Origin of the sequence: Streptomyces sp. NPDC004126 (assembly GCF_050275515.1) — a bacterium.
Taxonomy (GTDB): domain Bacteria; phylum Actinomycetota; class Actinomycetes; order Streptomycetales; family Streptomycetaceae; genus Streptomyces.
Genome location: NZ_JBNNPF010000015.1, coordinates 147,796 through 171,812, shown reverse-complemented (window position 1 = coordinate 171,812; position 24,017 = coordinate 147,796). Strand labels below are relative to the sequence as shown.

The 24,017-nt window shown below is 73.3% G+C and carries 23 protein-coding genes; 15 read left to right on the top strand and 8 right to left on the bottom strand.

Features of this window, described 5'->3' with window-relative positions; genetic code table 11:
• The first annotated feature begins 224 nt into the window (after positions 1-224).
• A complete protein-coding gene (locus ACQKM2_RS17075) occupies positions 225-1,091 on the top strand; it encodes a PHP domain-containing protein (protein ID WP_427710481.1) in 867 nt (288 codons plus the stop codon).
• 62 nt (positions 1,092-1,153) lie between these two features.
• Positions 1,154-1,759, top strand: a complete 606-nt coding sequence (locus ACQKM2_RS17070) for a MarC family protein (protein WP_007266366.1) — start codon at positions 1,154-1,156, stop codon at positions 1,757-1,759.
• Between the two features lie 71 nt (positions 1,760-1,830).
• On the opposite strand, the gene ACQKM2_RS17065 is transcribed toward ACQKM2_RS17070, so the two are convergent.
• The 3 genes from ACQKM2_RS17065 to ACQKM2_RS17055 form a co-directional block, all read right to left on the bottom strand.
• Complete coding sequence (locus tag ACQKM2_RS17065) at positions 1,831-1,983, bottom strand: hypothetical protein (RefSeq protein WP_007266367.1); 153 nt, start codon at positions 1,981-1,983, stop codon at positions 1,831-1,833.
• Between the two features lie 95 nt (positions 1,984-2,078).
• Positions 2,079-2,954 carry an alpha/beta fold hydrolase gene (locus ACQKM2_RS17060; RefSeq protein ID WP_427710478.1) on the bottom strand — a complete coding sequence of 292 codons (876 nt, stop codon included), beginning with the start codon at positions 2,952-2,954 and terminating at the stop codon, positions 2,079-2,081.
• A 103-nt stretch (positions 2,955-3,057) separates the two neighbouring features.
• Entirely contained in the window at positions 3,058-5,034 is a 1,977-nt protein-coding gene (locus tag ACQKM2_RS17055) for a DEAD/DEAH box helicase (protein ID WP_427710476.1), read from the bottom strand.
• A gap of 450 nt (positions 5,035-5,484) precedes the next feature.
• Between ACQKM2_RS17055 and ACQKM2_RS17050 the strand changes: the two genes are divergently transcribed.
• The gene (locus ACQKM2_RS17050; RefSeq protein ID WP_427710474.1) at positions 5,485-6,243 is read left to right on the top strand and encodes a ferritin-like fold-containing protein; all 759 of its coding nucleotides are present in this window, start codon (positions 5,485-5,487) and stop codon (positions 6,241-6,243) included.
• A gap of 291 nt (positions 6,244-6,534) precedes the next feature.
• Here ACQKM2_RS17050 and ACQKM2_RS17045 read toward each other — a convergent pair whose 3' ends face one another.
• From ACQKM2_RS17045 to ACQKM2_RS17030, 4 genes are all read right to left on the bottom strand, one after another.
• The gene (locus tag ACQKM2_RS17045) at positions 6,535-6,837 is read right to left on the bottom strand and encodes a hypothetical protein (RefSeq protein WP_427710500.1); all 303 of its coding nucleotides are present in this window, start codon (positions 6,835-6,837) and stop codon (positions 6,535-6,537) included.
• A gap of 127 nt (positions 6,838-6,964) precedes the next feature.
• Positions 6,965-7,192, bottom strand: a complete 228-nt coding sequence (locus ACQKM2_RS17040; RefSeq protein ID WP_362467386.1) for a DUF3107 domain-containing protein — start codon at positions 7,190-7,192, stop codon at positions 6,965-6,967.
• Between the two features lie 119 nt (positions 7,193-7,311).
• Positions 7,312-7,950, bottom strand: coding sequence for a TetR/AcrR family transcriptional regulator (locus ACQKM2_RS17035; protein WP_007266374.1), 639 nt, complete (start codon positions 7,948-7,950; stop codon positions 7,312-7,314).
• A gap of 168 nt (positions 7,951-8,118) precedes the next feature.
• Positions 8,119-8,334 carry a hypothetical protein gene (locus tag ACQKM2_RS17030; RefSeq protein WP_427710472.1) on the bottom strand — a complete coding sequence of 72 codons (216 nt, stop codon included), beginning with the start codon at positions 8,332-8,334 and terminating at the stop codon, positions 8,119-8,121.
• A gap of 132 nt (positions 8,335-8,466) precedes the next feature.
• Between ACQKM2_RS17030 and ACQKM2_RS17025 the strand changes: the two genes are divergently transcribed.
• The 12 genes from ACQKM2_RS17025 (at position 8,467) to moeZ (ending at position 22,352) form a co-directional block, all read left to right on the top strand.
• Entirely contained in the window at positions 8,467-9,462 is a 996-nt protein-coding gene (locus ACQKM2_RS17025) for an alpha/beta fold hydrolase (protein WP_427710470.1), read from the top strand.
• Positions 9,463-9,466: 4 nt separating this feature from the next.
• A complete protein-coding gene (locus tag ACQKM2_RS17020) occupies positions 9,467-10,795 on the top strand; it encodes a DUF3152 domain-containing protein (protein ID WP_427710468.1) in 1,329 nt (442 codons plus the stop codon).
• A gap of 70 nt (positions 10,796-10,865) precedes the next feature.
• Entirely contained in the window at positions 10,866-10,961 is a 96-nt protein-coding gene (locus ACQKM2_RS17015) for an Ms4533A family Cys-rich leader peptide (protein WP_312847459.1), read from the top strand.
• A 196-nt stretch (positions 10,962-11,157) separates the two neighbouring features.
• A complete protein-coding gene (locus ACQKM2_RS17010; RefSeq protein WP_427710466.1) occupies positions 11,158-12,915 on the top strand; it encodes an ABC transporter substrate-binding protein in 1,758 nt (585 codons plus the stop codon).
• Entirely contained in the window at positions 12,912-13,898 is a 987-nt protein-coding gene (locus ACQKM2_RS17005; protein WP_427710464.1) for an ABC transporter permease, read from the top strand. Before ACQKM2_RS17010 ends, ACQKM2_RS17005 begins: the two co-directional genes overlap by 4 nt.
• Complete coding sequence (locus ACQKM2_RS17000) at positions 13,895-14,887, top strand: ABC transporter permease (RefSeq protein WP_427710462.1); 993 nt, start codon at positions 13,895-13,897, stop codon at positions 14,885-14,887. The genes ACQKM2_RS17005 and ACQKM2_RS17000 overlap by 4 nt, the downstream gene beginning before the upstream one ends.
• The gene (locus tag ACQKM2_RS16995) at positions 14,884-16,542 is read left to right on the top strand and encodes a dipeptide ABC transporter ATP-binding protein (protein ID WP_427710460.1); all 1,659 of its coding nucleotides are present in this window, start codon (positions 14,884-14,886) and stop codon (positions 16,540-16,542) included. Before ACQKM2_RS17000 ends, ACQKM2_RS16995 begins: the two co-directional genes overlap by 4 nt.
• 177 nt (positions 16,543-16,719) lie before the next feature.
• Positions 16,720-18,297 carry a DUF3492 domain-containing protein gene (locus ACQKM2_RS16990; protein WP_427710458.1) on the top strand — a complete coding sequence of 526 codons (1,578 nt, stop codon included), beginning with the start codon at positions 16,720-16,722 and terminating at the stop codon, positions 18,295-18,297.
• 230 nt (positions 18,298-18,527) lie between these two features.
• Positions 18,528-19,328 (top strand): hypothetical protein, encoded by an 801-nt coding sequence (locus ACQKM2_RS16985; protein ID WP_427710456.1) that lies wholly within the window; start codon positions 18,528-18,530, stop codon positions 19,326-19,328.
• 31 nt (positions 19,329-19,359) lie between these two features.
• Entirely contained in the window at positions 19,360-20,367 is a 1,008-nt protein-coding gene (locus tag ACQKM2_RS16980) for an NAD-dependent epimerase/dehydratase (protein WP_427710454.1), read from the top strand.
• Positions 20,355-21,110: a spherulation-specific family 4 protein gene (locus ACQKM2_RS16975; RefSeq protein WP_427710452.1), complete on the top strand. Its 756-nt coding sequence runs from the start codon at positions 20,355-20,357 to the stop codon at positions 21,108-21,110. Before ACQKM2_RS16980 ends, ACQKM2_RS16975 begins: the two co-directional genes overlap by 13 nt.
• A gap of 63 nt (positions 21,111-21,173) precedes the next feature.
• Complete coding sequence (gene moeZ / locus ACQKM2_RS16970; protein ID WP_427710450.1) at positions 21,174-22,352, top strand: adenylyltransferase/sulfurtransferase MoeZ; 1,179 nt, start codon at positions 21,174-21,176, stop codon at positions 22,350-22,352.
• Positions 22,353-22,409: 57 nt separating this feature from the next.
• Here moeZ and ACQKM2_RS16965 read toward each other — a convergent pair whose 3' ends face one another.
• Positions 22,410-23,963 carry an alpha/beta hydrolase gene (locus ACQKM2_RS16965; RefSeq protein ID WP_427710448.1) on the bottom strand — a complete coding sequence of 518 codons (1,554 nt, stop codon included), beginning with the start codon at positions 23,961-23,963 and terminating at the stop codon, positions 22,410-22,412.
• Positions 23,964-24,017 lie beyond the last annotated feature (54 nt).

Sequence of the window (24,017 nt, the reverse complement as noted above, 5' to 3'; positions counted from 1 at the left end):
ACATCGCGAAGCGACGCGACCGAAGGGAGCGCCCTTGACAGGGCGGCCCGACACGGAAGGACGATGGGACTGACGGGAAACCCCCAAACCCTCCCCGACCACCGCCCGAGAGGATCCCGCCCACCCAACCCCCGCCCCCCACCGCCCGCCCGGCGGGGCGGTTCCGGTTCGTGTGGGCGGTACCCTGGAGTGTCCCCCGTCCGCGTGAACCCTGGAGTCCGGCTGTGCGCATCGACCTGCACGCCCACTCCACCGCTTCGGACGGTACCGACACCCCCGCCGAGCTGGTGCGCAATGCCGCCGCGGCCGGGCTGGACGTGGTCGCGCTGACCGACCACGACACCGTCGGGGGATACGCCGAGGCGATCGCCGCGCTGCCCGCCGGGCTGACGCTGGTCACCGGTGCCGAGCTGTCCTGCCGCCTCGACGGCGTCGGGATGCACATGCTGGCGTACCTGTTCGATCCCGAGGAGCCCGAGCTCGCCCGTGAGCGGGAGCTCGTGCGCGACGACCGGACCCCTCGGGCCCAGGCCATGGTCGGCAAGCTCCAGGGGCTCGGTGTCGACGTCACCTGGGAGCAGGTGGCCCGGATCGCGGGGAACGGCTCGGTCGGCCGCCCGCACATCGCGACCGCGATGGTCGAGCTGGGGGTCGTCCCCACCGTGTCCGACGCGTTCACCGCGGACTGGCTCGCCGACGGCGGCCGCGCGTACGCGGAGAAGCACGAGCTCGACCCCTTCGACGCCATCCGCCTGGTCAAGGCGGCCGGCGGGGTCACCGTGTTCGCGCACCCCGCCGCCGTCAAGCGGGGCGAGTGCGTGCCCGAGTCCGCGATAGCCGCGCTCTCGGCCGCCGGCCTCGACGGCATCGAGGTGGACCACATGGACCACGACACCGCCACCCGCGCCCGGCTGCGCGGACTGGCCGGGGACCTCGGTCTGCTGACGACCGGCTCCAGCGACTACCACGGCAGCCGCAAGACCTGCCGTCTCGGGGAGTACACGACCGACCCCGAGATCTACGGCGAGATCACGCGCCGCGCGGCGGGGGCCTTCCCCGTGCCCGGCGCCGGTGGAGACGCCCGCGCGTAAGCGCCGCGCCCACACGTCCCCCTCCCGCTTTTTGGTAACACCCCTCACTGCAAGGCATCACTGTGTTTGATTTCGCCGTCTTCGGATCCCTTTTTCTCACGCTTTTTGTGATTATGGACCCCCCGGGGATCACGCCGATCTTCCTCGCCCTGACCTCCGGTCGTCCCGCCAAGGTGCAGCGCCGCATGGCCTGGCAGGCCGTCTGCGTGGCCTTCGGCGTCATCGCCGTATTCGGCCTCTGCGGCCAGCAGATCCTGGACTACCTGCACGTCTCCGTCCCGGCGCTGATGATCGCCGGTGGTCTGCTGCTCCTGCTGATCGCGCTCGACCTGCTGACGGGCAAGACCGACGAGCCCAAGCAGACCAAGGACGTCAACGTCGCGCTCGTCCCGCTGGGCATGCCGCTGCTGGCCGGTCCCGGTGCGATCGTGTCCGTCATCCTGGCCGTGCAGAAGGCCGACGGGTTCGGCGGCCAGCTCTCCGTCTGGACGGCGATCGCGGCCATGCACGTCGTGCTGTGGCTGACGATGCGCTACTCGCTGGTGATCATCCGGGTCATCAAGGACGGCGGCGTCGTCCTGGTCACCCGTCTCGCCGGCATGATGCTCTCCGCCATCGCCGTCCAGCAGATCATCAACGGCGTGCTCCAGGTCGTCCGCGGCTCCTGACCGCCCGCCTCACCCGGACGTACGAACGCCCCCGCACCGGATCGGTGCGGGGGCGTTCGCGCGTGAAATCGTCAGGAGGACGCACTCTCGGCCGGTCGGATCAGGATGCGCTGGCCGATGGCGGCCGCCTGCTGCACGATCCGGTTGACGGAGGCCGCGTCCACGACGGTGCTGTCCACGGCGGTTCCGTCGACGTCGTCCAGGCGCAGAATCTCGAAGCGCACGGCTTCTCCCTTCGTCGGTGTTCTCCTTGCACAGGGTTCAACAGGGACGTCGTGAGAAACATTCCCTACGCTAAGGAAATTTTTTCCTTACCTAACTACCGGCCGCTAAAGGGCTGCCAGAAGTCCACTAGTGCACCCGCCGTGACCTGCGGGTTCTCCGCATTCGGCGAGTGTTCGGCGCCCTCCACCACCACCCGGGATGCAGCCAGCCGGACGGCCATCTCGTCCATCAGCGGCACCGGCCAGGCGTAGTCGACCACCCCGGACAGGACCAGCTTCGGCAGCGGCAGCGCCGCCAGCTCCGCGACCCGGTCGGGCTCCGAGACCAGCAACCGCCCGGTGGTGATCAGCTGCTCCGGAACGGTGCGCAGCCAGCGCCCGTGCAGGAACGCCGCCAGCTCGGGGGAGTCCGGCTCCGCGTCCACCGGGTCCTGGGCCCGCATCGCGGCCCAGACGGTCTCCATGCAGGTGTCGGGCGCGGTGTCGTTCAGCTCTTCCAGGGCCATGACCAGCAGCTTCGTCCGGGCCTGCTGGTCCTCCGCGATGGCGGCGGGCCCGCTGCTCATCAGGGTGAGGGAGGCGAAGGGGGAGGCGTCGCGCAGCACGGCGGCGCGCGAGACCAGCCCGCCGAGGGAGTGGCCGACCAGGTGGAGCGGGCCGGGGGCCTCCAGGGCCGCGGCCTGGGCCAGCACGTCGAGGGCGAGCTCCTGGAGTTCGTACGCGGTCTCCTCGCCCGGGCCCGGGGTCTCGTACTGGCCGCGCCCGTCCACGGCGACCACCCGGTAGCCGGCGGCGGCGAGCGGCTCCAGGAGGCCGATGAAGTCCTCCTTGCTGCCGGTGAACCCGGGGACCAGCAGGGCCGTTCCGTGTACGGGTTCACCCGCCTCGTGCACGGCGAACCCGCCGCGGGCGGTGGTCAGGCGGTACGCGCGGGCGACGGGCGGCAGGGTGAGGCGCGGCGGCTTGCTCATGGCCCGAGGTTACCGGCCCGTAGCACCGTCAGGGGATACGGGAACGGCCCCGGCCCCCTCGAAAGGGGACCGGGGCCGTCCTGCGGGCGTGAGCCCGGCCGGGTCAGCGGAACCGGCGGGTGGTGCGGACCGGCTCGGTCGGCGGGGCCATCTGGAAGTCCGGCTCCGGCGCGGCGGCGGCCGGCTTGCGACCCCGGGTCCGCCGGGGCGCGGGCGCCGCGGTGACCACACCGGTGACCACGTCGGGGATCGGGGTGGCCACGGCCTTGCGGGTCGGGACCCGGCGCGGCTTCTTCGGCGCGGCCTCGGCGGCCGGGGCCTCGGCCACCGGGGCCACCGCGGCCGGGGCGGCCTCGGCGGTCTCCACGGGCGCGGCGGTCTTGCGGGTCCGGGTCCGCTTCGGCTTGGCCGGGGCCTCCTCGGCCACCGGGGCCTCGGCGACGGGGGCCTCGACCACAGGGGCCTCGACCACGGCCGGCGCCTCGACCACCGCGGCGGCGGTCTTGCGGGTCCGGGTGCGCTTGGGCTTGGCCGGGGCCTCCTCGACCACGGCCGGGGCCTCGACCACGACCTCCGCGACCGGGGCGGAGACCGCCACCGGCGCCTCGACCACGGCGGCCTCGGCCACCGCGGCGACGGCCGAAGCGGTCACGCGGGTCCGGCGGCGGCGCGGCCGACGCTGCTCGTCGGCGGCGGGAGCCTCGGCGACCGGGGCCTCGGCCACGGCCGGGGACTCCACGCCCGCCTCGGTGTCCAGCTCGGTACCGCCGCGGGTGCGGCGGCGCTGGCGCGGCGTACGGGTGCGCGCGGGGCGCTCCTCGGTCACCACGGCACCGCCGCGGCCGCCACGGCCACCGCGCCCGCCGGTCTCGCCGAGGTCCTCCAGCTCCTCGGCCTTCAGGCCGGCCCGCGTGCGCTCGGCGCGCGGCAGGATGCCCTTGGTGCCGGCCGGGATGTTCAGCTGCTCGTACAGGTGCGGGGACGTGGAGTACGTCTCCTCGGGCTCGTGGAAGTCGAGCTCCAGCGCCTTGTTGATCAGCTGCCAGCGCGGGATGTCGTCCCAGTCGACCAGGGTGACGGCGGTGCCCTTGTTGCCCGCGCGGCCGGTGCGGCCCACGCGGTGCAGGAAGGTCTTCTCGTCCTCGGGCGTCTGGTAGTTGATGACGTGGGTCACGCCCTCGACGTCGATGCCGCGCGCGGCGACGTCGGTGCAGACCAGCACGTCGACCTTGCCGTTGCGGAACGCGCGCAGCGCCTGCTCGCGGGCGCCCTGGCCGAGGTCGCCGTGGACGGCGCCGGAGGCGAAGCCGCGTCGCTCCAGCTGCTCGGCGATGTCGGCGGCCGTGCGCTTGGTGCGGCAGAAGATCATGGCGAGCCCGCGGCCCTCGGCCTGCAGGATGCGGGAGACGAGCTCCGGCTTGTCCATGTTGTGCGCGCGGAAGACGTGCTGCGCGATGTTGGCGACGGTGGCGCCCTCGCCGTCCTCGGAGACGGCGCGGATGTGCGTCGGCTGCGACATGTAGCGGCGGGCCAGGCCGATGACCGCGCCCGGCATGGTCGCCGAGAACAGCATCGTCTGGCGCTTCGCGGGCAGCAGGTTCATGATCTTCTCGACGTCGGGCAGGAAGCCCAGGTCGAGCATCTCGTCGGCCTCGTCCAGGACGAGGGCCTTGACGCGGGACAGGTCGAGCTTCTTCTGCCCGGCCAGGTCCAGCAGGCGGCCCGGGGTGCCGACGATCACGTCGACGCCCTTCTTGAGGGCCTCGACCTGCGGCTCGTACGCGCGGCCGCCGTATATGGCGAGGACGCGGACGTTGCGGACCTTGCCCGCGGTGAGCAGGTCGTTGGTGACCTGGGTGCACAGCTCGCGGGTCGGAACCACCACGAGGGCCTGCGGGGAGTCGGTGAGCTGGTCGGGCCTGGCCCGGCCGGCCTCGACGTCCGCGGGGACGACGACCCGCTCCAGCAGCGGAAGGCCGAAACCGAGCGTCTTGCCGGTTCCGGTCTTCGCCTGGCCGATGACGTCCGTGCCGGAGAGGGCGACGGGGAGGGTCATCTCCTGGATCGGGAAGGGGGACACGATGCCGACGGCTTCCAGGGCCTCGGCGGTCTCGGGAAAGATCCCGAGTTCTCGGAACGTAGTCAGGGTGCTGCCTCTTCTGTGAGACGCGGCGCGAGGCGGCGAGGGGGGTCCTACCGTGCCGGGCTTGCAGTACTGCTGTGTACATACAAAGCTGCGCGGGACCACTGGCCTTCGCTCAAGCGCTTCTGCCGCTGAGGGGGCCCCTCGTGCGGAACGGTGCGCATGGACGCACCACCACACAGAGGGCGGTCGGGTGGAGCCGATCGGGCCACCGACCGGGCATCCTCATTCGGATGGCCCGCCGAGTACTCGGCAGGCGCATTACCACTGTACCTCGGAATCGCGCAGGTGTGTCGGGTGAATTCACCAGGTAGGCGTGTTTACCGGGGCCGACAGTGCGCAGGTGTGGTGACTTGTGGGGGCTTTGGGCGGGCTATTGTGCGGAGCATGTCGACCGTAGAAAACGCATCTCCCGCCGACGACGACGCCCAGGAGCAGCCGCAGGGCATCGCCGCCCAGGACTGGGCGACGGCCTCCGCCTCCCCCCAGTACCGGGCCGCCGTCGTGGACCTGCTCGGCGCGCTGGCGTACGGGGAGCTCGCGGCCTTCGAGCGCCTCGCGGAGGACGCGAAGCTCGCGCCCAGCCTGGGTGACAAGGCCGAGCTGGCGAAGATGGCCTCCGCCGAATTCCACCACTTCGAGCGGCTCCGGGACCGCCTCGCGGCCATCGACGTAGAGCCGACCGCCGCGATGGAGCCCTTCGCGAAGGGCGTGGACGACTTCCACCGCCAGACCGCCCCCTCCGACTGGCTGGAGGGCCTGGTCAAGGCCTACGTCGGCGACTCGATCGCCAGCGACTTCTACCGCGAGGTCGCCACCCACCTCGACACCGACACCCGCGCCCTGGTCGTCGGCGTCCTCGACGACACCGGCCACGGCGGCTTCGCCGTGGAGAAGGTCCGCGCCGCGATCGAGGCCGACCCGCGCTGCGGCGGCCGGCTCGCGCTGTGGGCCCGCCGGCTGATGGGTGAGGCCCTCTCACAGGCGCAGCGCGTGGTCGCCGAGCGCGACGCGCTGTCGACCATGCTGGTCGGCGGCGTCGACGGGATGGCGGCCGGCTTCGACCTGGCGGCCGTCGGCGAGATGTTCACCCGGATCACCAAGGCGCACACCAAGCGCATGGCGGCCCTGGGCCTCGCCGCCTGAGCCCTGGCCGGGCGGTTTCCGGGTTCGGCCGGGCTGCGTCGCCGGGGCCCTCGGGCCCGGGCCCGGCCGCTCCGGCCCGCGGCCGACGGCCGACAGCCGGACGGGCTGTACCGGCGACGGTCGGACCGGCTCCGGCCGGGGACTCGTGACGGCCGGGGGCCGTTCCGGCTCGGTACCGGTCGGCCGGTGCCGGGCGTTCACGGAGACGCGCGGGTCGGGGGGTGCTCCCCGGCCCCGTCCGTTCCGGTCCCGCCCCCGGCGGCCACGGCTCCAGCGGGGCGCGAGTCCCGCTCAGCCCCCCGACGAGAGCGAAAACGGAGTGCGCCGGGGGGACCTCCCGGAGCCGGTGGCGGGGCGCAGCAGCAGGGACAGGACGACGGCCGATACGCCGGCGCCGCCCAGCAGCGTCGCGAACAGGGTGTTGTGCCCCGGGCCCAGTGACATATGCGTCAGGTACGCCCCGAACAGGGCCCCGACCACCCCGCTGACCAGCACCGTTCTGGTGGAGGGCAGTCGAGTCGCGAGGACCCGCGAGGCGGTGCCGGCCAGAGCGAGGCCGAGCAGACCGGAGCCGAGCGCCTCCATCAGCAGCATCTGGTCACTCCCATGCGTCAGGGCGAACCGGGTCACTGCGGTCCTACCCGAAGCGGAAGAAAGGGAAACGGCCCGGCGGAACCATCCGCCGGGCCGTTTCCTTCGTTGCTGGGTGCCTCGAAGAGCGTCAGAGCGCCCCGAAACCGACCTTGCGCACGCTCGGCTCGCCCAGGTCGACGTACGACAGGCGGTCGGACGGCACGAGGACCTTGCGGCCCTTGACGTCGGTCAGGCTCAGCAGCGGCGCCGTGCCGGACAGCGCGGCGGCCACGATGGCCTCCAGCTCCTCGGCGCTCAGGTCGCTCTCCAGCACGATCTCCCGGGGTGCGTGCTGCACGCCGATCTTGACCTCCACGGCTTTGTCCCTCCGACGGTCCGTTTCGCGCGATCAGCCGCGCCGTACCCGGTCCACATTAGCCCGGAGAGGGGACACGATCGGCTCGCGGCGGACACGCTGGCAGCGAACAGGGCCGGTCAGGCCTCCGTGCCGTGCAGCGGGAAACCGGCGATGCCGCGCCAGGCCAGCGAGGTCAGCAGCCCCACCGCCGTGTCACGGGCCACCGGGCTCTCGCTGGAGAGCCAGTACCGGGCCACGACCTGCGAGACCCCGCCCAGACCCACCGCGAGCAGCATCGACTCGTCCTTCGACAGGCCGGTGTCCTCGGCGATCACGTCCGAGATGGCCTCGGCGCACTGGAGCGAGACCCGGTCGACGCGCTCGCGCACCGCCGGCTCGTTCGTCAGGTCCGACTCGAAGACCAGCCGGAAGGCGCCGCCCTCGTCCTCCACGTACGCGAAGTAGGCGTCCATCGTCGCCGCCACGCGCAGCTTGTTGTCGCTCGTGGACTCCAGCGCCCCGCGCACCGCCTGCAGCAGGTTCTCGCAGTGCTGGTCCAGCAGGGCGAGGTACAGGTCGAGCTTGCCGGGGAAGTGCTGGTAAAGCACCGGCTTGCTGACGCCGGCCCGCTCGGCGATGTCGTCCATCGCCGCCGCGTGGTAGCCCTGCGCGACGAAAACCTCCTGGGCCGCGCCCAGCAGCTGGTTGCGCCGGGCACGGCGCGGCAGCCGCGTACCCCGCGGACGCGCTGCCTCGGTCTGCTCGATGGCTGTCACGCCGCCTCCCACTTTCTCTAAGAACACAGTGCGCTCTGCGCCGCGCCGCCATCGTACTTTTCGGTAACCGAATCTGGTGGGTTCAAGCCGAGTTTTCTCGCGGTACGGACCGCTTGGACACATGCCTGACACGCTGGTCAGCGCCCGTCGGAGCGGCGGCCGGGGCGGTCAGCGGTAGTCCTCCTCGTCCAGCGGGACCACCCGGGCCTGCTCGGCGGCGTCCGCCTCCGGGGCCTCGCCCCGGTCCATGCCGAAGAGCGGCTCGTCGTCCTGCGGCTGGATCTCGGTGTGCTGCTCGGCGGCGTCCGCCTCCGGAGCCTCGGCGTCGAAGGACTCCCGGAGCTGTTCCCGGAAGGTGTCCGGTTCCGCGGGGTCGACAGTCATTCCGCTCCCCTCACCTTCGCTCGTACTCACTACGAGCCTAGGAGGATCGGGAGTGCGACGCCAGATGGTCCTGTGACCGCGAACACAAGAGAACGCAAGGGGCCCGGCGTGATCGTCTCGTAACATTGGCCCATGTCTTCGACCGAGCCGCCGGGCGTACGGTCCACCGCCGAAGCGGCCTCCCAGGTGGGTGCCGTCCGGGTGGCCGAGGGGGAGCAGCTGCGCACCGTCGCGCTGCCGGGCCTGGAAATGAACGTACGTTTCCGGCCACCGCTGCGGGAGGGTCTGCCGCCCGCGCTGTTCGTGCACGGACTCGGCGGTTCCTCCCAGAACTGGTCGGAGCTCATGCGGCGGCTCGCCGGCACCGTCGACGGCGAGGCCCTGGACCTGCCGGGCTTCGGCTGGTCCCCGCCGCCCGCCGACCGGGACTACTCGGTGACCGCGCTCGCCCGCGCCGTCATCCGCCACCTCGACGCCGCCGGGCGCGGCCCGGTGCACCTCTTCGGCAACTCCCTCGGCGGGGCCGTCTCCACCCGCGTCGCCGCCGTCCGGCCCGACCTGGTGCGGACCCTGACGCTCGTCTCGCCCGCGCTGCCCGAGCTCCGCGTGCAGAAGTCGGCCGTGCCCACCGCGCTGCTGGCACTGCCGGGCGTGGCCGCCCTGTTCGGGCGGCTCACGGTCGGGCTGACGGCCGAACAACGCACCAGGGGAGTGACGGACCTCTGTTACGGGGACCCCTCACGGGTGACCGCGGAGGGCTTCACCGCCGCCGTCGAGGAGATGGAGCGGCGCATGGCGCTGCCCTACTTCTGGGACGCGATGACCCGTTCCTCGCGGGGGATCGTCGACGCGTACACCCTCGGCGGGCAACACGGACTGTGGCGCCAGGCGCAGCGCGTGCTCGCGCCGACCCTCCTCGTCTACGGTGGGCGCGACCAACTGGTCTCGTACCGTATGGCGCGCAAGGCCGCCGCGCACTTCCGCGGCTCGCGGCTGCTGAGCCTGCCCGAGGCCGGGCACGTCGCGATGATGGAGTACCCCGAGGTGGTGGCCGCGGCCTTCCAGGAGCTGCTGCGCGACACCGCCGGGCGGGAAACCGACCGAAGTACCGAAGACGGCAAGGGCTGAGGACGTGGGACGACATAGTCGCAAGGCGCCGGCACCCGTCCGTCCGCAGCCGGAGCCCGAGGCGCCGCAGCCGCCGTACGAGCCGCAGGGGTACGCGGCCGACCCCTACGGGGACGGGCTGTACGCCCCCGACCCGTACGTCTCCGACCCGTACGAGCCGGCGCCCGCGCCGTACGCGGGGCGCCTGTCCGGCGGTACGCGCCCCTCCGCCGAGCCGACCGTCGTCCACCAGGGGTACGCGCCCCCGCGCGGCGCCCGCCCCGCCGGCCACCCCGAGCACCGGGAGGGCGGCGGCGCCTGGGGCACGGCCCCCGCCCCCGCCGACGTGTACGGGGACTGGCGCGGCACCCCCCGCGCCGCCACCGCCACCGCCGCCCCGCCCGCGCCCGCACCCGCGCCGGCCGAGGAGCCCGCCCCGCGCGACCCCTTCACCTCGACCGGCTCGCACCGCCGGGTGCCCGGCCCCCGCAAACCCGAGGCGGCCGCCGACGCGCCCGCGAGCGGCCGCGGCGCGAAGATCCGTACGTACACCGGGATGGCCGCGGCGGCCGTCACCACCGTGCTCGCGGTCGTCGTCGCCGGACAGGTCGCCGCCGACTCCGACCCGGACACCGCCGCCCGGGCCGCCGGGGACGACGCCCCGAAGCGCACCCAGACCGACAGCTCCCCGGCCTCCCGCTCCGACGGCCGCGCCACCCCCGCCGTCCCGCCGGCCGCGGCCGCGCAGCCGGCGACGTACGAGCAGCAGATGGCGCAGCAGCTGCCCATCGACGCGAAGCTCACCGGCCGGGGCGCCTTCGACACCGTGCCCGGCGTCGCCAAGGCCCCGGGCAAGGGGAAGAAGGTGCGCTACCGGGTCGACGTGGAGCAGGGGCTCGGCATGGACGGGCAGTTGTTCGCCGATGCCGTGCAGCGCACCCTCAACGACCCGCGCAGCTGGGCCCACGGCGACGCGATGACCTTCGAGCGGGTGCCGGGCGGCGAGGCCGAGTTCGTCATCACCCTGGCCAGCCCCGGGACCACGGGCGTCTGGTGCGCCAAGTCCGGGCTCGACACCACGATCGACAACGTCTCCTGCGACTCCGCGTCCACGGAGCGCGTGATGATCAACGCGTTCCGGTGGGGGCAGGGTTCGCAGACCTACGGCGCCGACCAGATGCTCGCCTACCGGCAGATGCTCATCAACCACGAGGTCGGACACCGGCTCGGACACGGGCACGTCAGCTGCCAGACCCCGGGCGCCCTCGCGCCGATCATGCAGCAGCAGACGAAGTCCCTCGACATCGACAACATCCACTGCAAGCCCAACCCCTGGGTGTACCCCGGGAGTTGACCGAAGGGTGCGGGCGGGCGGCTGGTTCCTTCGTTGACAAGCCGTCCGATCATCGGTAATTGTTCTCCGCATGTCGCACCGCCACACCTCCGCCGCGAGCGCCGCCATCGAGCTGGCGCTCCTCGGTGTGGCCGCGCACAGCGTGGCCGACATCTTCTGTCGCTGACGCCCTGTCCTGAGCGCGCGACCACCCTTTCTCCTCCGTGGTTCCGCCGCGCCCGGGCACTTCCCCTGCCCGCGGGCGCGGCTTCCTGCACCTCCCTGACCGGCCCTTCCGGCACCTCGTGTGCCGGGGTCCCCGGACGCCGTCCCCGCGTGGCCGCCGACGTATCTCCTTCCACGCCGAGAGGTCCCGTTTCCCCATGCTTTCCGCCGGTTCATCCCGCCAGTCCCGCATATCGCGCCGCATCGCCGCGGTCACCGTCAGCCTCGTCCTGGCCGGGGGCGCCGCGGCGTGCGGGCCCGAGGACGCGGCGGGCAAGGCCGGAGGCGAGTCCGGCGGCAAGCCCGGCGCCGCCGGGGCCCCGCAGAAGGGCGGCACCCTCACCGTCCTCAACACCGAGCCGCAGAACGACTTCGACCCGGCCCGGCTCTACACCTCCGGCGGCGGAAACGTCCCTTCGCTGGTCTTCCGCACGCTGACCACCCGCAACCGCGAGGAGGGCCAGGCCGGCGCCAAGGTCGTCCCCGACCTCGCCACCGACACCGGCCGGCCCAATGCCGACGCCACCGAGTGGACCTACACCCTCAAGGACGGGCTGAAGTACGAGGACGGCACCCCCATCACCGCCGCCGACATCAAGTACGGCATCGAGCGCTCCTTCGCCGCCGAACTCTCCGGCGGAGCCCCCTACCTGCGCGACTGGCTGGTCGGCGGGGAGACCTACGAGGGCCCCTACAAGGACGGCGGCAAGGGCCTCGACTCCATCGTGGTCCCCGACGCCAAGACCATCGTCTTCAAACTCCGCAAGCCCGAGGGCGAGTTCCCCTTCCTCGCCACCCAGACGCAGTTCGCCCCCGTCCCCAAGGCCAAGGACACCGGCACCAAGTACGAGGAGCACCCCGTCTCCTCCGGCCCCTACAAGGTCGTCAAGAACACCGGCGACGGCGAGACCCTGCTGCTGGAACGCAACGAGAACTGGGACCCGAAGACCGACGAGGAGCGCAAGGCCTACCCGGACAGGATCGACGTCCGCTCCGGCCTCGACGCCGCCGTCGTCAACCAGCGGCTGTCCACCAGCTCCGGCCCCGACGCCGCCGCCGTCACCACCGACACCAACCTCGGCCCCGCCGAACTCGCCCAGATCGGCGACAACAAGGAACTCGCCGGCCGCGTCGGCACCGGCCACTTCGGCTACGTCAACTACCTCGCCTTCAACCCGAAGGTCGCCCCCTTCGACAACCCGAAGGTCCGCCAGGCCATCGCGTACGCGATCAACCGCACCAGCGTGATCAACGCAGCCGGCGGCTCCGCGCTGGCCGAGCCGGCCACCACCTTCCTGCCCGAGCGCGAGGCCTTCGGCTTCACCCCCTACGACCACTTCCCCGCGGGCAAGACGGGCGACCCGGCCAAGGCCAAGGAGCTGCTGAAGGAGGCCGGCCACCCCGACGGGCTCACCATCACCCTCACCCACTCCAACGCCCAGAACCGCCAGACCAGCCCCGAGGTCGCCACCGCCGTCCAGCAGGGCCTCGCCGCCGCCGGGATCACCGTCAAGCTCGAAGGCCTGGAGAACAACGCCTTCAACGAGCGCCGCTGGGACGCCAAGAACACCCCCGGCTTCTTCCTCTCCCGCTGGGGCGCCGACTGGCCCTCCGGCGGCCCCTTCCTCGCCCCGATCTACGACGGCCGCCAGATCGTCACCAACGGCTCCAACTACAACCACGCCCAGCTCAACGACCCGGCCGTGAACACCGAGATCGACGAGATCGCCAAGCTCACCGACCTCGCCGCCGCCGGCAAGCGCTGGGGCGCCCTCGACAAGAAGATCGGCGAGCAGGCCCTCGCCGTCCCCCTCTTCCACCCGGTCTACAAGCGGCTCGTCGGCAAGGACGTCAAGAACGTCGTCATCAGCGACTGGACCGGCGTCCTCGACATCTCGCAGGTCGCGGTCAAGTGACCCTGCTCCTCGACGACCAGCCGGCGCCGCCGGCCGGGGCCCCCACCCCGGCCGGCGGCGCCGGCCGCCAGGTCTGGCGGCGGCTGCGCCGGCGCCCGTCCGCGCTCGCGGCCGCCGCCCTCCTGGCCCTCCTCGTCCTCCTCGCCCTCACCGCGCCCCTCTTCTCCCAGCTCACCGGACAGGACCCGAACACCTACCACGACGACCTCGTCGACTCGGCGCGCGGCGGCGTCCCCCTCGGCTCCTTCGGCGGGATCTCCGCCGACCACTGGCTCGGCGTCGAACCGGGCACCGGCCGCGACCTGTTCACCCGGCTCCTCCACGGCGCCCGCGTCTCCCTGCTCGTCGCCCTCGGCGCGGTCGCCGTACAGACGTTCGTCGGCGTCAGCGTCGGGATCGCCGCCGCGCTCGGCAACCGCTGGGTCGGACAGCTCATCGGCCGCCTCACCGACGTGATGATCGCCCTGCCCATGCTGGTGATCGCCATCGCCCTCACCGCCGTCGTCCCGCCCGGCTTCCCCCGGCCGCTGCTGCTCGTCCTCGTCATCGGCCTCTTCGACTGGGGCGGCACCGCCCGCATGGTCCGCTCCCAGACCCTCGCCCTGAACGGCCTCGACTTCGTCGAAGCCGCCCGGCTCTCCGGCTGGGGACCCCTGCGCGTCGCCCGCCGGGAACTGCTGCCCTCCCTGGCCGCACCCGTCATCACCCTCGCCGCGATCAAGGTCCCCACCGCCATCGTGGCCGAGGCCTCCCTGTCCTTCCTCGGCGTCGGGGTCAAGCCCCCCACCCCCTCCTGGGGCCAGATGCTCTCCAGCGCCCAGACCTGGTTCCGCGCCGACCCCGCCTACGTCCTGCTCCCCGCCGGGCTGCTCTTCGCCACCGTGCTCGCCTTCACCGTCCTCGGCGACGCGGTCCGCTCGGCCCTCGACCCGCGCGAGACCTCGCGCCTGCGGGTCGGTACCGGAAAGGAGCGCAAGCCGTGACCAGGTTCGTGCTCAAACGGGCCGGCGGCGCACTGTTCGTGCTGCTCGCCCTGTCCGTCGTCGTCTACGCCCTCTTCTACATCGCCCCCGGCGACCCCGCCCGCCTCGCCTGCGGAGAACGCTGCAACCCGCAGCAGATCGCCCAGGTGCGCGAACAGCTCGGGCTCAACGACCCCGCCGTCACCCAGTACCTGCGCTTCCTGGAAGGCCTCCTGACCGGCCGGGACTACTCCGCCGGCGCCGGGATCACCCTGCACTGCGACGCCCCCTGCCTCGGCTTCTCGTACCAGACCGACCGGGAGGTCACCCAGCTGCTCCTGGAGCGGCTGCCCGCCACCTTCTCGCTCGCCCTCGGCGCCCTCGCCATCTGGCTCGTCGTCGGAGTCGGCACCGGCCTGCTCTCCGCGCTGCGGCGCGGCGGCGCCACCGAGCGGGCGCTCACCGTGCTCACCCTCGCCGGCACCGGCACCCCCGTCTTCATCCTCGGGCTGCTGCTGCTCATGACCGTCTGCGCCTACCTGCGCTGGCTGCCCTTCCCGACGTACGTGCCCTTCGGCAAGGACCCCGAACAGTGGGCCTGGAACCTGCTGCTGCCCTGGGTGACGCTCGGCCTGTTCGAAAGCGCCAAGTACGCGCGCCTCACCCGCAGCTCCACCCTGGAGACCCTCGCCGAGGACCACATCCGCACCTTCCGCGCCTACGGCGTCGGGGAACGGGCCATCGTCACCCGGCACGCCGTGCGCGGCGCCCTCGGACCCGTGATCGCCCTCAGCGCCGTGGACTTCGGCACCCTGATCGGAGGCGCCGTGCTCACCGAGTCCCTCTTCGGGATCCCCGGCCTCGGCAAGACCCTCATCGACGCCGTCCGGGTCGTGGACCTGCCCGTCGTCGTCGGCGTCGTCCTCGCCATCGGGGCCGCCGTCGTCATCGCCGGCGCCGTCGCCGACCTGCTCCACGCCCTCGCCGACCGAAGGGTGGCCCTCGTATGACCGGCCCGCTCGTGGACGTCACCGGACTCGTCGTCGACTTCCCGGTCGGCGGCCCCGGCCACTACGTACGCGCCGTCGACGGGATCTCCTTCACCCTGGAAGCGGGCCGCGCCCTGGGCATCGTCGGCGAATCCGGCAGCGGCAAGTCCACCGTCGCCGCCGCCCTGCTCGGCCTGCACCACGGCACCGGAGCCCGCCTGACCGGCACCGTCCGGGTCGACGGCACCGACCTGGCCGACGCCGGCCCGGCACGGCTGCGCGCCCTGCGCGGCGGGACCGCCGCCATGGTCTTCCAGGACCCCCTCAGCTCCCTCGACCCCTACCTCGCCGTCGGCGACCAGATCGCCGAGGTGTACCGCGTCCACACCGGCGCCTCCCGCAGAGCCGCCCGGGCCCGCGCGGCCGAGGTCCTGGACCGCGTCGGCATCCCCGACGCGGCACGCCGCTCCCGCGCCCGGCCCCACGAGTTCAGCGGCGGCATGCGCCAGCGCGCCCTCATCGCGATGGCCCTGGCCTGCGAACCCCGGCTGCTGATCGCCGACGAGCCCACCACCGCCCTCGACGTCACCGTCCAGGCCCAGATCCTGGACCTGCTGCACGGACTGCGCCAGGAGCACGGCCTCGGGCTGCTGCTGGTCACCCACGACGTCGGCGTCGCGGCGGAGAGCGTGGACGAACTGCTGGTCATGCGGGACGGCGCCGCCGTCGAACGGGGCCCGGTCCACCGGGTCCTCACCGACCCGCAGGCCCCCTACACCCGGGACCTGCTGGCCGCCGTACCGCGCCTGGACGCCCCCCGCACCCCCCGCCTGCGGGTGGTCGCGGGCCACGGCACGCCCGAGGCGGAGCCGGAGGCACCCGTCGTCGAAGCCGTCTGCGTGCGCAGGGACTTCGGCCGCGGCCGGAGCAGGGTCAGCGCGGTCGCCGGGGTCTCCCTCGCCGTACGCGCCGGCGAGACCCTCGGCATCGTCGGCGAGTCCGGCAGCGGCAAGAGCACCCTCGGACGGATGCTCGTCGGACTGCTGGAACCCGGCTCCGGGCAGGTCCGGCACGCCGGGACCGAGGTCTCCGGCACCGCCGGCGGCGCCCAGATGGTCTTCCAGGACCCCGTCGCCTCCCTCAACCCCCGCCGCTCCGTCGGAGAATCCATCGCCGACCCGCTGCGCGCCGCCGGAGAACGCGACGAGACCGTCATCCGCGCCCGCGTCGACGCCCTCCTGACCCGCGTCGGCCTGGAGCCCGCCCACTACGACCGCTACCCGCACGAGTTCAGCGGCGGCCAGCGCCAGCGCGTCGGCATCGCCCGCGCCCTGGCCCCGCGCCCCCGGCTCATCGTCTGCGACGAACCGGTCTCCGCCCTCGACGTCACCACCCAGGCGCAGGTCACCGAACTGCTCGCCGAACTCCAGCGGGAGCTGGGCATCGCACTCGTCTTCATCGCGCACGACCTCGCGGTGGTCCGCCAGGTCAGCGACCGGGTCGCCGTCATGCGCGGCGGCGTGGTCGTCGAGGAGGGCCCGGTGGAGGAGGTGTACGGCCGGCCGGCCCACGCGTACACGCGACAGCTCCTCGACGCCGTCCCGGCGCTCGATCCCGCGCTCGCCGCGGAACGCCGCTCCGCACGCCGGACCGAACGTCAGGAGGCCTTCGCGTAAAGCCCTTCTTAGCGTGCTCGAACGCGAACCGTACGGGAAAGTTACGACTCTTCACCCCTTCCGGTGGCGCGACGGACAACCGTCCGTCGCGCCACCGGCGCATCCGCTTGAGTTCTCCCGCGGCGGGTCGCCGGACCGACGGCGACCGCCTGGAACGGGAGATCGGGGGTGCCACTCGTGCGGATCGGACTGGTCACGGAAGGTGGTTATCCGTATGCGGCGGGCGAGGCGAGGCTCTGGTGCGACCGGCTCGTGCGCGGGCTGCCCCACCACGAGTTCGAGCTCTACGCGCTGAGCCGCACCGCCGGGCAGGAGGAGAGCGGCCGGGTCACCCTCCCGCCGCACGTCACCCGCGTCCGCACCGCCCCGCTGTGGGCCCCCGCGGACGACGGGCGCACGTACTCCCGCCGCGAGCGCCGGCACTTCGCCGCCTGCTTCGCCGAGCTGGTCCGGGGGATCTGCGCCGGGGACGCCGACGCCTTCGCCGCCGGACTGTACGGACTCGCCGAACTCGCCCGCGAACAGGGCGGGATGTACGCGGCCCTGCGCTCCGAGACGGCCGTCCGGGCGGTCGAGTCCGGCTGCCGCGCCCCGGGCGCGGGCCGCGCCGTACAGGCCGCGCGGGTCCCCGACCTGCTGGAGTTCGTGGACGAACTGGAGCGCGCGCTGCGGCCGCTGTCCCTCGACTGGTACGAGGACGAGGGCCTCGGCCGGGCCGACGTCTGCCACGCCGCCGCCGGCGGGGTCGCGGCCGTCCCCGGACTGCTGGCCAAACGCTTCTTCGGGGTCCCGCTGCTGGTCACCGAGTACGGTGTCCAGCTCCGCGCCCACTACCTGGAACGGCGCGAGGACACCCGGCCCGCCGTACGCGCCCTGCTGGCCGCCTTCCACATCCGGCTCGCCGGGGAGATCTACGCCCGCGCCGACCTCCTCACCCCCGGCAACGCGCACGCCCGCCGCTGGCAGGAGCGCTGCGGGGCGCCGCGGGAACGGCTGCGGACGGTCTACCCCGGCATGGAGGCGGACCGATTCGCCGCCGTGGGCGAGGACCCCGACCGGGGTGACCCCGACACCCTGGTGTGGGTCGGACGGATCGAGCCGGCCAAGGACCTGGTCGCCCTCCTGCACGCCTTCGCGGAGGTCCGCCGGGCCGCACCGCACACCCGGCTGCGGATCTTCGCCTCGGCCGCCGCCCCCGGCTACCTGTCCGACTGCCGGTCGCTGGCCGCGCAGCTTTTCCCCGACGAGGCCGCCGACGCGCGGACCGTGGGGGAGAGCCCCGTCACCTTCGAGGAGATCGGCGGACCGGAGGCGGCCTCGCCGGCCGAGGCGTACGGGGCCGGCCGGATCGTACTGCTGTCCTCGGTGATCGAGGGCTTCCCCATCACCCTGGCCGAGGCCATGTTCTGCGGCCGGGCCACCGTCTCCACCGACGTCGGGGCCGTCCGCGAGGTCATCGGCGGCACCGGGCTCGTCGTCCCGCCGCGCAACCCGCGGGCGCTGGCCGAGGCCTGCCTCGCGCTGCTGGAGGACCCCGAGCGGGCTCAGCGGCTGGGCGCCGCCGCCCGCGCCAGGGCGCTCGAACTGTTCACCGTCGAGCAGAACGTGGAGGCCTTCGGGGAGAGCTACCTGCGGCTGCTGGCCGTCGGTTCCTCACGGGGGCCGGTGGGGGAGGTGCCGTTCGCCTTGCCGGCGGAGGCCAGGGTTCCCGGACCGTGGGTCGCGGCGGCCTCGGCTCCGGAGGTGAGGGCATGACCACCTCGGACATCGCGGGTGCGGCGCCGTTGCCGGGGGCTCTGCCCCCGGACCCTCCCCCAGCTACCGCTGGGGGTGCCCCCAGCGCCTCAAACGCCGGCGGGGCTGGAATTGGCGGCGCTGGAGTTGGCGGGGCCAGGAGCGCAGGTCCTCGGAAGAAGGCGGCGGGGGATCCCGTCAAGGCGCTGCTGCACCGGCACCGGGAGCTCTGCGAGCGGGCCGTCGATCCGTTGGAGATCGCCGCCGGGCTGGAGGCTCACGGGATCACCGACCGGACCGCCGCGCGCTTCCGGCACCGGGACGTGTTCGGCCTCGCCGAGGAGCTGTACGCGCGGACCCCGCGCGGCGACGCCCCCGACGACGTGCCCGTGCGGCCCCCGGCCGGGACCCGGGCGGTGCGGGGGTTCGGGTACGCGCTGCTGCCCGGTGCGCTCGCCCTCGGGGCGGCCGCCGCCGGAATGCCGGGGGCGGGCCCCCTCGCGGCGCTCCTCACCGCCGCCGCGCTGGTCTGGCCCGGGCGGAACGCCGGGGGGCGCCTCCCCTACGCCGCCCACCTGCTCGCGGCGGCCGCCGTCGGCTGGGCCGTCCACCGGCACGGCCCCGCCCTCGGCGCCGCCCTCGCCCTGGCCGTCGCCCCCGGACACCTGGCCGCGGCCCTCTACGCCGCCCGGGCACGCCGCCGGCTCGCCGGCAGCCGGGCCCTGGAGGACTTCGCCGCCGGGGCGCGGCCGCTGCTCGCCGGGATCCTCCTGCTGTTCACCGCGGCCGCCACGGGGGCGGCCGCGGTCACCGCAGCCGCCCCCGGCACGGCGGTGCCGCTCGCGGTGCTGCTGTTCCTGACCCGGCTGCTGCTGCGGCACGGCGCGCACCGCACGCCCGTCGCCGCGGCCCTCGCGCTCGCCCTGGTCCCCGACCCGGCGGCGGTCCTCGCCGCCGCGGCGGGACTCCTCGTACACGCCTTCCTCGCGCTGTCCCGTGCCTCCGCACACGCGCGTCACCGGCCCCACCGACACCAAGGAGAAACAGCATGACCGGCCAGCCAATCGACCAAGGGGTTGCGCGATGAGGGTGCTGCTGATCGGAGCCAACGGATACCTCGGCCGCTACGTCGCCGACCGGCTGCTCGCCGACCCGGCCGTGCAGCTCACCGCGCTCGGCCGCGGAGACGACGCCGACGTCCGCTTCGACCTCGCCACCGGGAGCCCCGGCGCGCTCACCCGCTTCCTGGACGCCGTCCACCCGGGCGTCGTCATCAACTGCGCGGGCGCCACCCGCGGCGGTGCCCGCGAGCTGACCCGGCACAACACCGTCGCCGTCGCCACCATCTGCGAGTCCCTGCGCCGCAGCGGCTGCGGGGCCCGGCTCGTCCAGCTCGGCTGCGCCGCCGAGTACGGACCCAGCCAGCCCGGCTCCTCCACGGCCGAGGACGCCGTCCCGAGACCCGGCGGACCGTACGGCGTCAGCAAACTCGCCGCCACCGAGCTGGTCCTCGGCTCCGGGCTGGACGCCGTCGTGCTCCGCGTGTTCTCGCCCGTCGGGCCCGGCACCCCGGCCGGCTCCCCGCTGGGCCGGCTCGCCGAGGCCATGCGGCGCGCCATGCAGTCCGGGGACGGCGAGCTCAAGCTCAGCGGCCTCGGGGTGCAGCGCGACTTCGTCGACGTACGGGACGTCGCGCGGGCCGTGCACGCCGCCTCCCTGTCCGCAGCCCAGGGGGTCGTGAACATCGGCACCGGCCGCGCCGTCCGGCTGCGCGACGCGGCCGCCGTCCTCGCCAGGGTCGCCGGCTACGGCGGCGCCCTCAACGAGCTGGACGTACCGCACGGCGGCGACCGGCTCGGCCACGGGCTCGGCGGCCGGCCGCAGGGCCTCTCCGCCATCGGCTCCCCCCGCTCCGAGGCCACCCCGGAGCAGCTCGCCGCGGCCCCCCAGCCGTACCCCTACCCCGACGGCTGCGGCGCCTGGCAGCAGGCCGACGTGCGCACCGCCCGGGACCGGCTCGGCTGGCGGCCCCGGATCAACCTGGAGGAGTCCCTCGCGGACATCTGGATGGAGGCGGCGTGCCGTATCTGACCACCCCGCCGGGGGCCACGGCGGCGGCCGCGACCGAGGCCGGCCGGCTCGGCCTGGGCATCCCCGGCTACGCGCACCCGCTGGTCGCCCCGGTGGAGTGGGCCGAGCTGACCCGCCCCGGGACCCCGCTGCACTGGGCGGTGCTCAACGTCGCCGACGGGCCCGGCGGCCGTCCCGACCCGCACTGCACCGAGGCGGCCGCGAAGCTGCGGGACGCGGGCGGGACGGTCCTCGGGCATCTCGCCATGCGGGACGGCTCCCGGTCCTTCGGGGAGCTGGTCTCCGACGCGCACCGCTTCCGCGACTGGTACGGGATCGGCGGCTTCTACCTGGCCGGCGCCCCCGCCGGCCGGGCGGACCTGCCCGCCGTGCGCCGGGTGACCGACGCCCTGCGCGGGCTCGGCGAGGGGCTGCGGATCGTGCTGGGACACGGCACGCACCCCTACGAGGGCTACGTGGAGGCCGCCGACCAGCTGGTCACCTTCTCCGGGGCCTGGGCGGACTACCGCTGGTCGCAGGTGGCGGAGTGGACGGCGGACCATCCGCCGGAGCGGTTCTGCCACCTGGTCCACGGGGTGCCCCGCACCCATCTGGAGGAGGCGGTCCGCATCGCCCGCTGGCAGGGCGCGGGAACCATCTGGTTCACGGACCGCCGGGGCGCCCCGGACCGGGACCCCTGGGCGTCGATGCCCGCGTACTGGGACGAAATCGTCTCACGTATCGGACCGGGTGTCTCGGAATGAAGAAGGGCGTGGCAGTGTTACGGGAAGAACCAACGTTCAGACTTACCCATCTACGGAGTCCCCGTGTCGCTGCCACCCCTGGTAGAGCCAGCTGCTGAGCTCACCGTTGACGAGGTCCGTCGGTACTCCCGCCACCTGATCATCCCGGATGTCGGGATGGACGGCCAGAAGCGCCTGAAGAACGCCAAGGTGCTGGCCGTGGGCGCGGGCGGCCTCGGCTCGCCCGCCCTCATGTACCTGGCCGCGGCCGGCGTCGGCACCCTGGGCATCGTGGAGTTCGACGAGGTCGACGAGTCGAACCTGCAGCGCCAGATCATCCACAGCCAGTCGGACATCGGCCGCTCCAAGGCCGAGTCCGCCCGTGACAGCGTGCTGGGCATCAACCCGTACGTCAACGTGGTCCTTCACGAAGAGCGGCTCGAAGCCGAGAACGTGATGGAGATCTTCAGCCAGTACGACCTCATCGTCGACGGCACGGACAACTTCGCCACCCGCTACCTGGTCAACGACGCCTGCGTGCTGCTGAACAAGCCGTACGTGTGGGGTTCGATCTACCGCTTCGACGGCCAGGCCTCCGTCTTCTGGTCCGAGCACGGTCCCTGCTACCGCTGCCTCTACCCGGAGCCCCCGCCGCCGGGCATGGTCCCGAGCTGCGCCGAGGGCGGCGTCCTCGGCGTGCTCTGCGCGTCCATCGGTTCCATCCAGGTCACCGAGGCCATCAAGGTCCTCACCGGCGTCGGCGAGCCGCTCGTCGGCCGCCTGATGATCTACGACGCCCTGGAGATGCAGTACCGCCAGGTCAAGGTCCGCAAGGACCCCGACTGCGCGGTCTGCGGTCCGAACGCGACCGTCACCGAGCTCATCGACTACGAGGCCTTCTGCGGCGTCGTGTCGGAGGAGGCCCAGGAGGCCGCCGCCGGCTCCACGATCACTCCCAAGCAGCTCAAGGAGTGGATCGACGACGGCGAGAACATCGAGATCATCGACGTCCGCGAGAAGAACGAGTACGAGATCGTCTCGATCCCCGGCGCGAAGCTGATCCCCAAGGGCGAGTTCCTGATGGGCACCGCCCTCCAGGACCTGCCGCAGGACAAGAAGATCGTCCTGCACTGCAAGACGGGTGTCCGCAGTGCGGAAGTCCTCGCGGTCCTGAAGTCCGCGGGCTTCGCCGACGCGGTGCACGTCGGCGGCGGCGTCATCGGCTGGGTCCACCAGATCGAGCCCGACAAGCCGGTCTACTAGCAGTCACGGAAGGGGCCGTACCCGCCCGGCGGGTACGGCCCCTTCCGCATGCCCGCCCTACGCCGCCGTGCAGACGGTGCCCGCGCCCGGCACCTTCCCGTCCAGCAGGTACGCGTTCACCGCGCCCTGTACGCACTTGTCGCCGCTGTTGTACGCGCCGTGCCCCTCGCCCTTGTACGTCAGCTCCACGCCCACGCCCTTGCCGAGCCGCTCGGCCATCGCGCGCGCGCCCTCGTACGGGGTCGCCGGGTCGCCGGTGTTGCCGATCACCAGGATCGGGGCGGCGCCGGGCGCGGACACGTCCGGGGTCTGCCAGGCGCCGGCCACCGGCCAGTCGGTGCAGCTCAGCATCGCCCAGCCGAGGAAGTCCCCGAAGACGGGCGAGGCCTTGCGGAACTCCGGCAGCCGGGCCTTGGTCTCCTCCAGGGTGTAGCGCTCCTTGGAGTCGGCGCAGTTGATGGCGGTGTTGGCCGCGCCGATGTTGCTGTAGCGGCCGTTCTGGTCGCGGCCGTTGAGGAGGTCGGACAGGGTCATCAGCAGCTGCCCCTGACCGCCCTCGGCCTCGTCCAGGCCCTGTTCCAGCAGCGGCCACAGCTCCTTGGAGTAGAGGGCCTGGGCGATGCCGTTCGTCGCCTGCGACTCGGTGAGCTTCCGGTTGCCGATGCCGGGGATGGGCCTGGCCGCCAGCTCCTTCTGCAGCTTGATGATGTTGGCCTCGATCTCCTTGGCGGTACTGCCCTGGAGCCGGCACTTGTCGCCGCGGTCCACGCAGTCCTGGGCGAAGTTGCCGAGGGCCAGCTGGAAGCCCTTCGCCTGGCCCAGCGCGCCCTGCTCGGAGTCCTTGGTGGGGTCCACCACGGCGTCGAAGACCGCCCGGCCCACGTTCTTCGGGAACAGGTGGGCGTAGACCCCGCCGAGTTCGGTGCCGTAGGAGATCCCGAAGTAGTTCAGCTTCTCGTCGCCGAGGGCCTGGCGGATCCGGTCCAGGTCGCGGGCGGCGTTCTCGGTGCCCACGTATGGCAGCACCTTGCCGGAGTTGGCCTTGCAGGCCTGCTGGTACGTGCGGATGCCGTCGACGAAGGCCTTCTCCTGCTCCGGGGTGGCGGGGGAGGAGTCCTGCGCGTAGTACGCGTCGAGCTGCTTGTCGTCCTCGCAGCGGACGGGGGCGCTGCGGCCGACGCCGCGCGGGTCGAAGCTGACCAGGTCGTACCGGCTGCGCAGGGCCTCGTACTGCTTGGCGGCGCCGGGCAGGGTGGAGATCCCGGAACCGCCGGGCCCGCCGAAGTTGAACACCAGCGAGCCGAGCCGCTTGGACTTGTCGCGCGCCTTCGCGCGGATCAGGGCGATGGGGATGGTCTCGCCCCCGGGTTCGGCGTAGTCGAGCGGTACGTCGAGGGTGGCGCACTGCCAGTCCGGGCTGGGTGCCTGACCGCCGCCCTCGGCGGCCGTGGGGGCGTCGCAGTCGCCCCAGGACAGGGGTTTGGCCGGTTCGGCGGCTCCGGTACCGGTTCTCTGCCGGCTGCTGCCTTCGCCGTCGGAACAGGCGCCGGTGGTGAGCAGCGTGGCGGCGAGGGCGGCGGCGGTGGTGGCCCGCAGGACGTTTCTCGGCATGCCCCCATCCTGTGGGCCCGCCCCCGGCCCCGCCCGCGCGCTGACCCGTTCGGG

Excerpts from the sequence above, each read along its gene's own strand:
- ACQKM2_RS17060 (WP_427710478.1), bottom strand. The coding sequence starts at position 2,954 with ATGAGCAAGCCGCCGCGCCTCACCCTGCCGCCCGTCGCCCGCGCGTAC.
- ACQKM2_RS17050 (WP_427710474.1), top strand. The coding sequence starts at position 5,485 with ATGTCGACCGTAGAAAACGCATCTCCCGCCGACGACGACGCCCAGGAG.
- ACQKM2_RS17045 (WP_427710500.1), bottom strand. The coding sequence starts at position 6,837 with ATGCTGCTGATGGAGGCGCTCGGCTCCGGTCTGCTCGGCCTCGCTCTG.
- ACQKM2_RS17030 (WP_427710472.1), bottom strand. The coding sequence starts at position 8,334 with ATGACTGTCGACCCCGCGGAACCGGACACCTTCCGGGAACAGCTCCGG.
- ACQKM2_RS17025 (WP_427710470.1), top strand. The coding sequence starts at position 8,467 with ATGTCTTCGACCGAGCCGCCGGGCGTACGGTCCACCGCCGAAGCGGCC.
- ACQKM2_RS17015 (WP_312847459.1), top strand. The coding sequence starts at position 10,866 with ATGTCGCACCGCCACACCTCCGCCGCGAGCGCCGCCATCGAGCTGGCG.
- ACQKM2_RS17010 (WP_427710466.1), top strand. The coding sequence starts at position 11,158 with ATGCTTTCCGCCGGTTCATCCCGCCAGTCCCGCATATCGCGCCGCATC.
- ACQKM2_RS16995 (WP_427710460.1), top strand. The coding sequence starts at position 14,884 with ATGACCGGCCCGCTCGTGGACGTCACCGGACTCGTCGTCGACTTCCCG.
- ACQKM2_RS16980 (WP_427710454.1), top strand. The coding sequence starts at position 19,360 with ATGAGGGTGCTGCTGATCGGAGCCAACGGATACCTCGGCCGCTACGTC.
- ACQKM2_RS16965 (WP_427710448.1), bottom strand. The coding sequence starts at position 23,963 with ATGCCGAGAAACGTCCTGCGGGCCACCACCGCCGCCGCCCTCGCCGCC.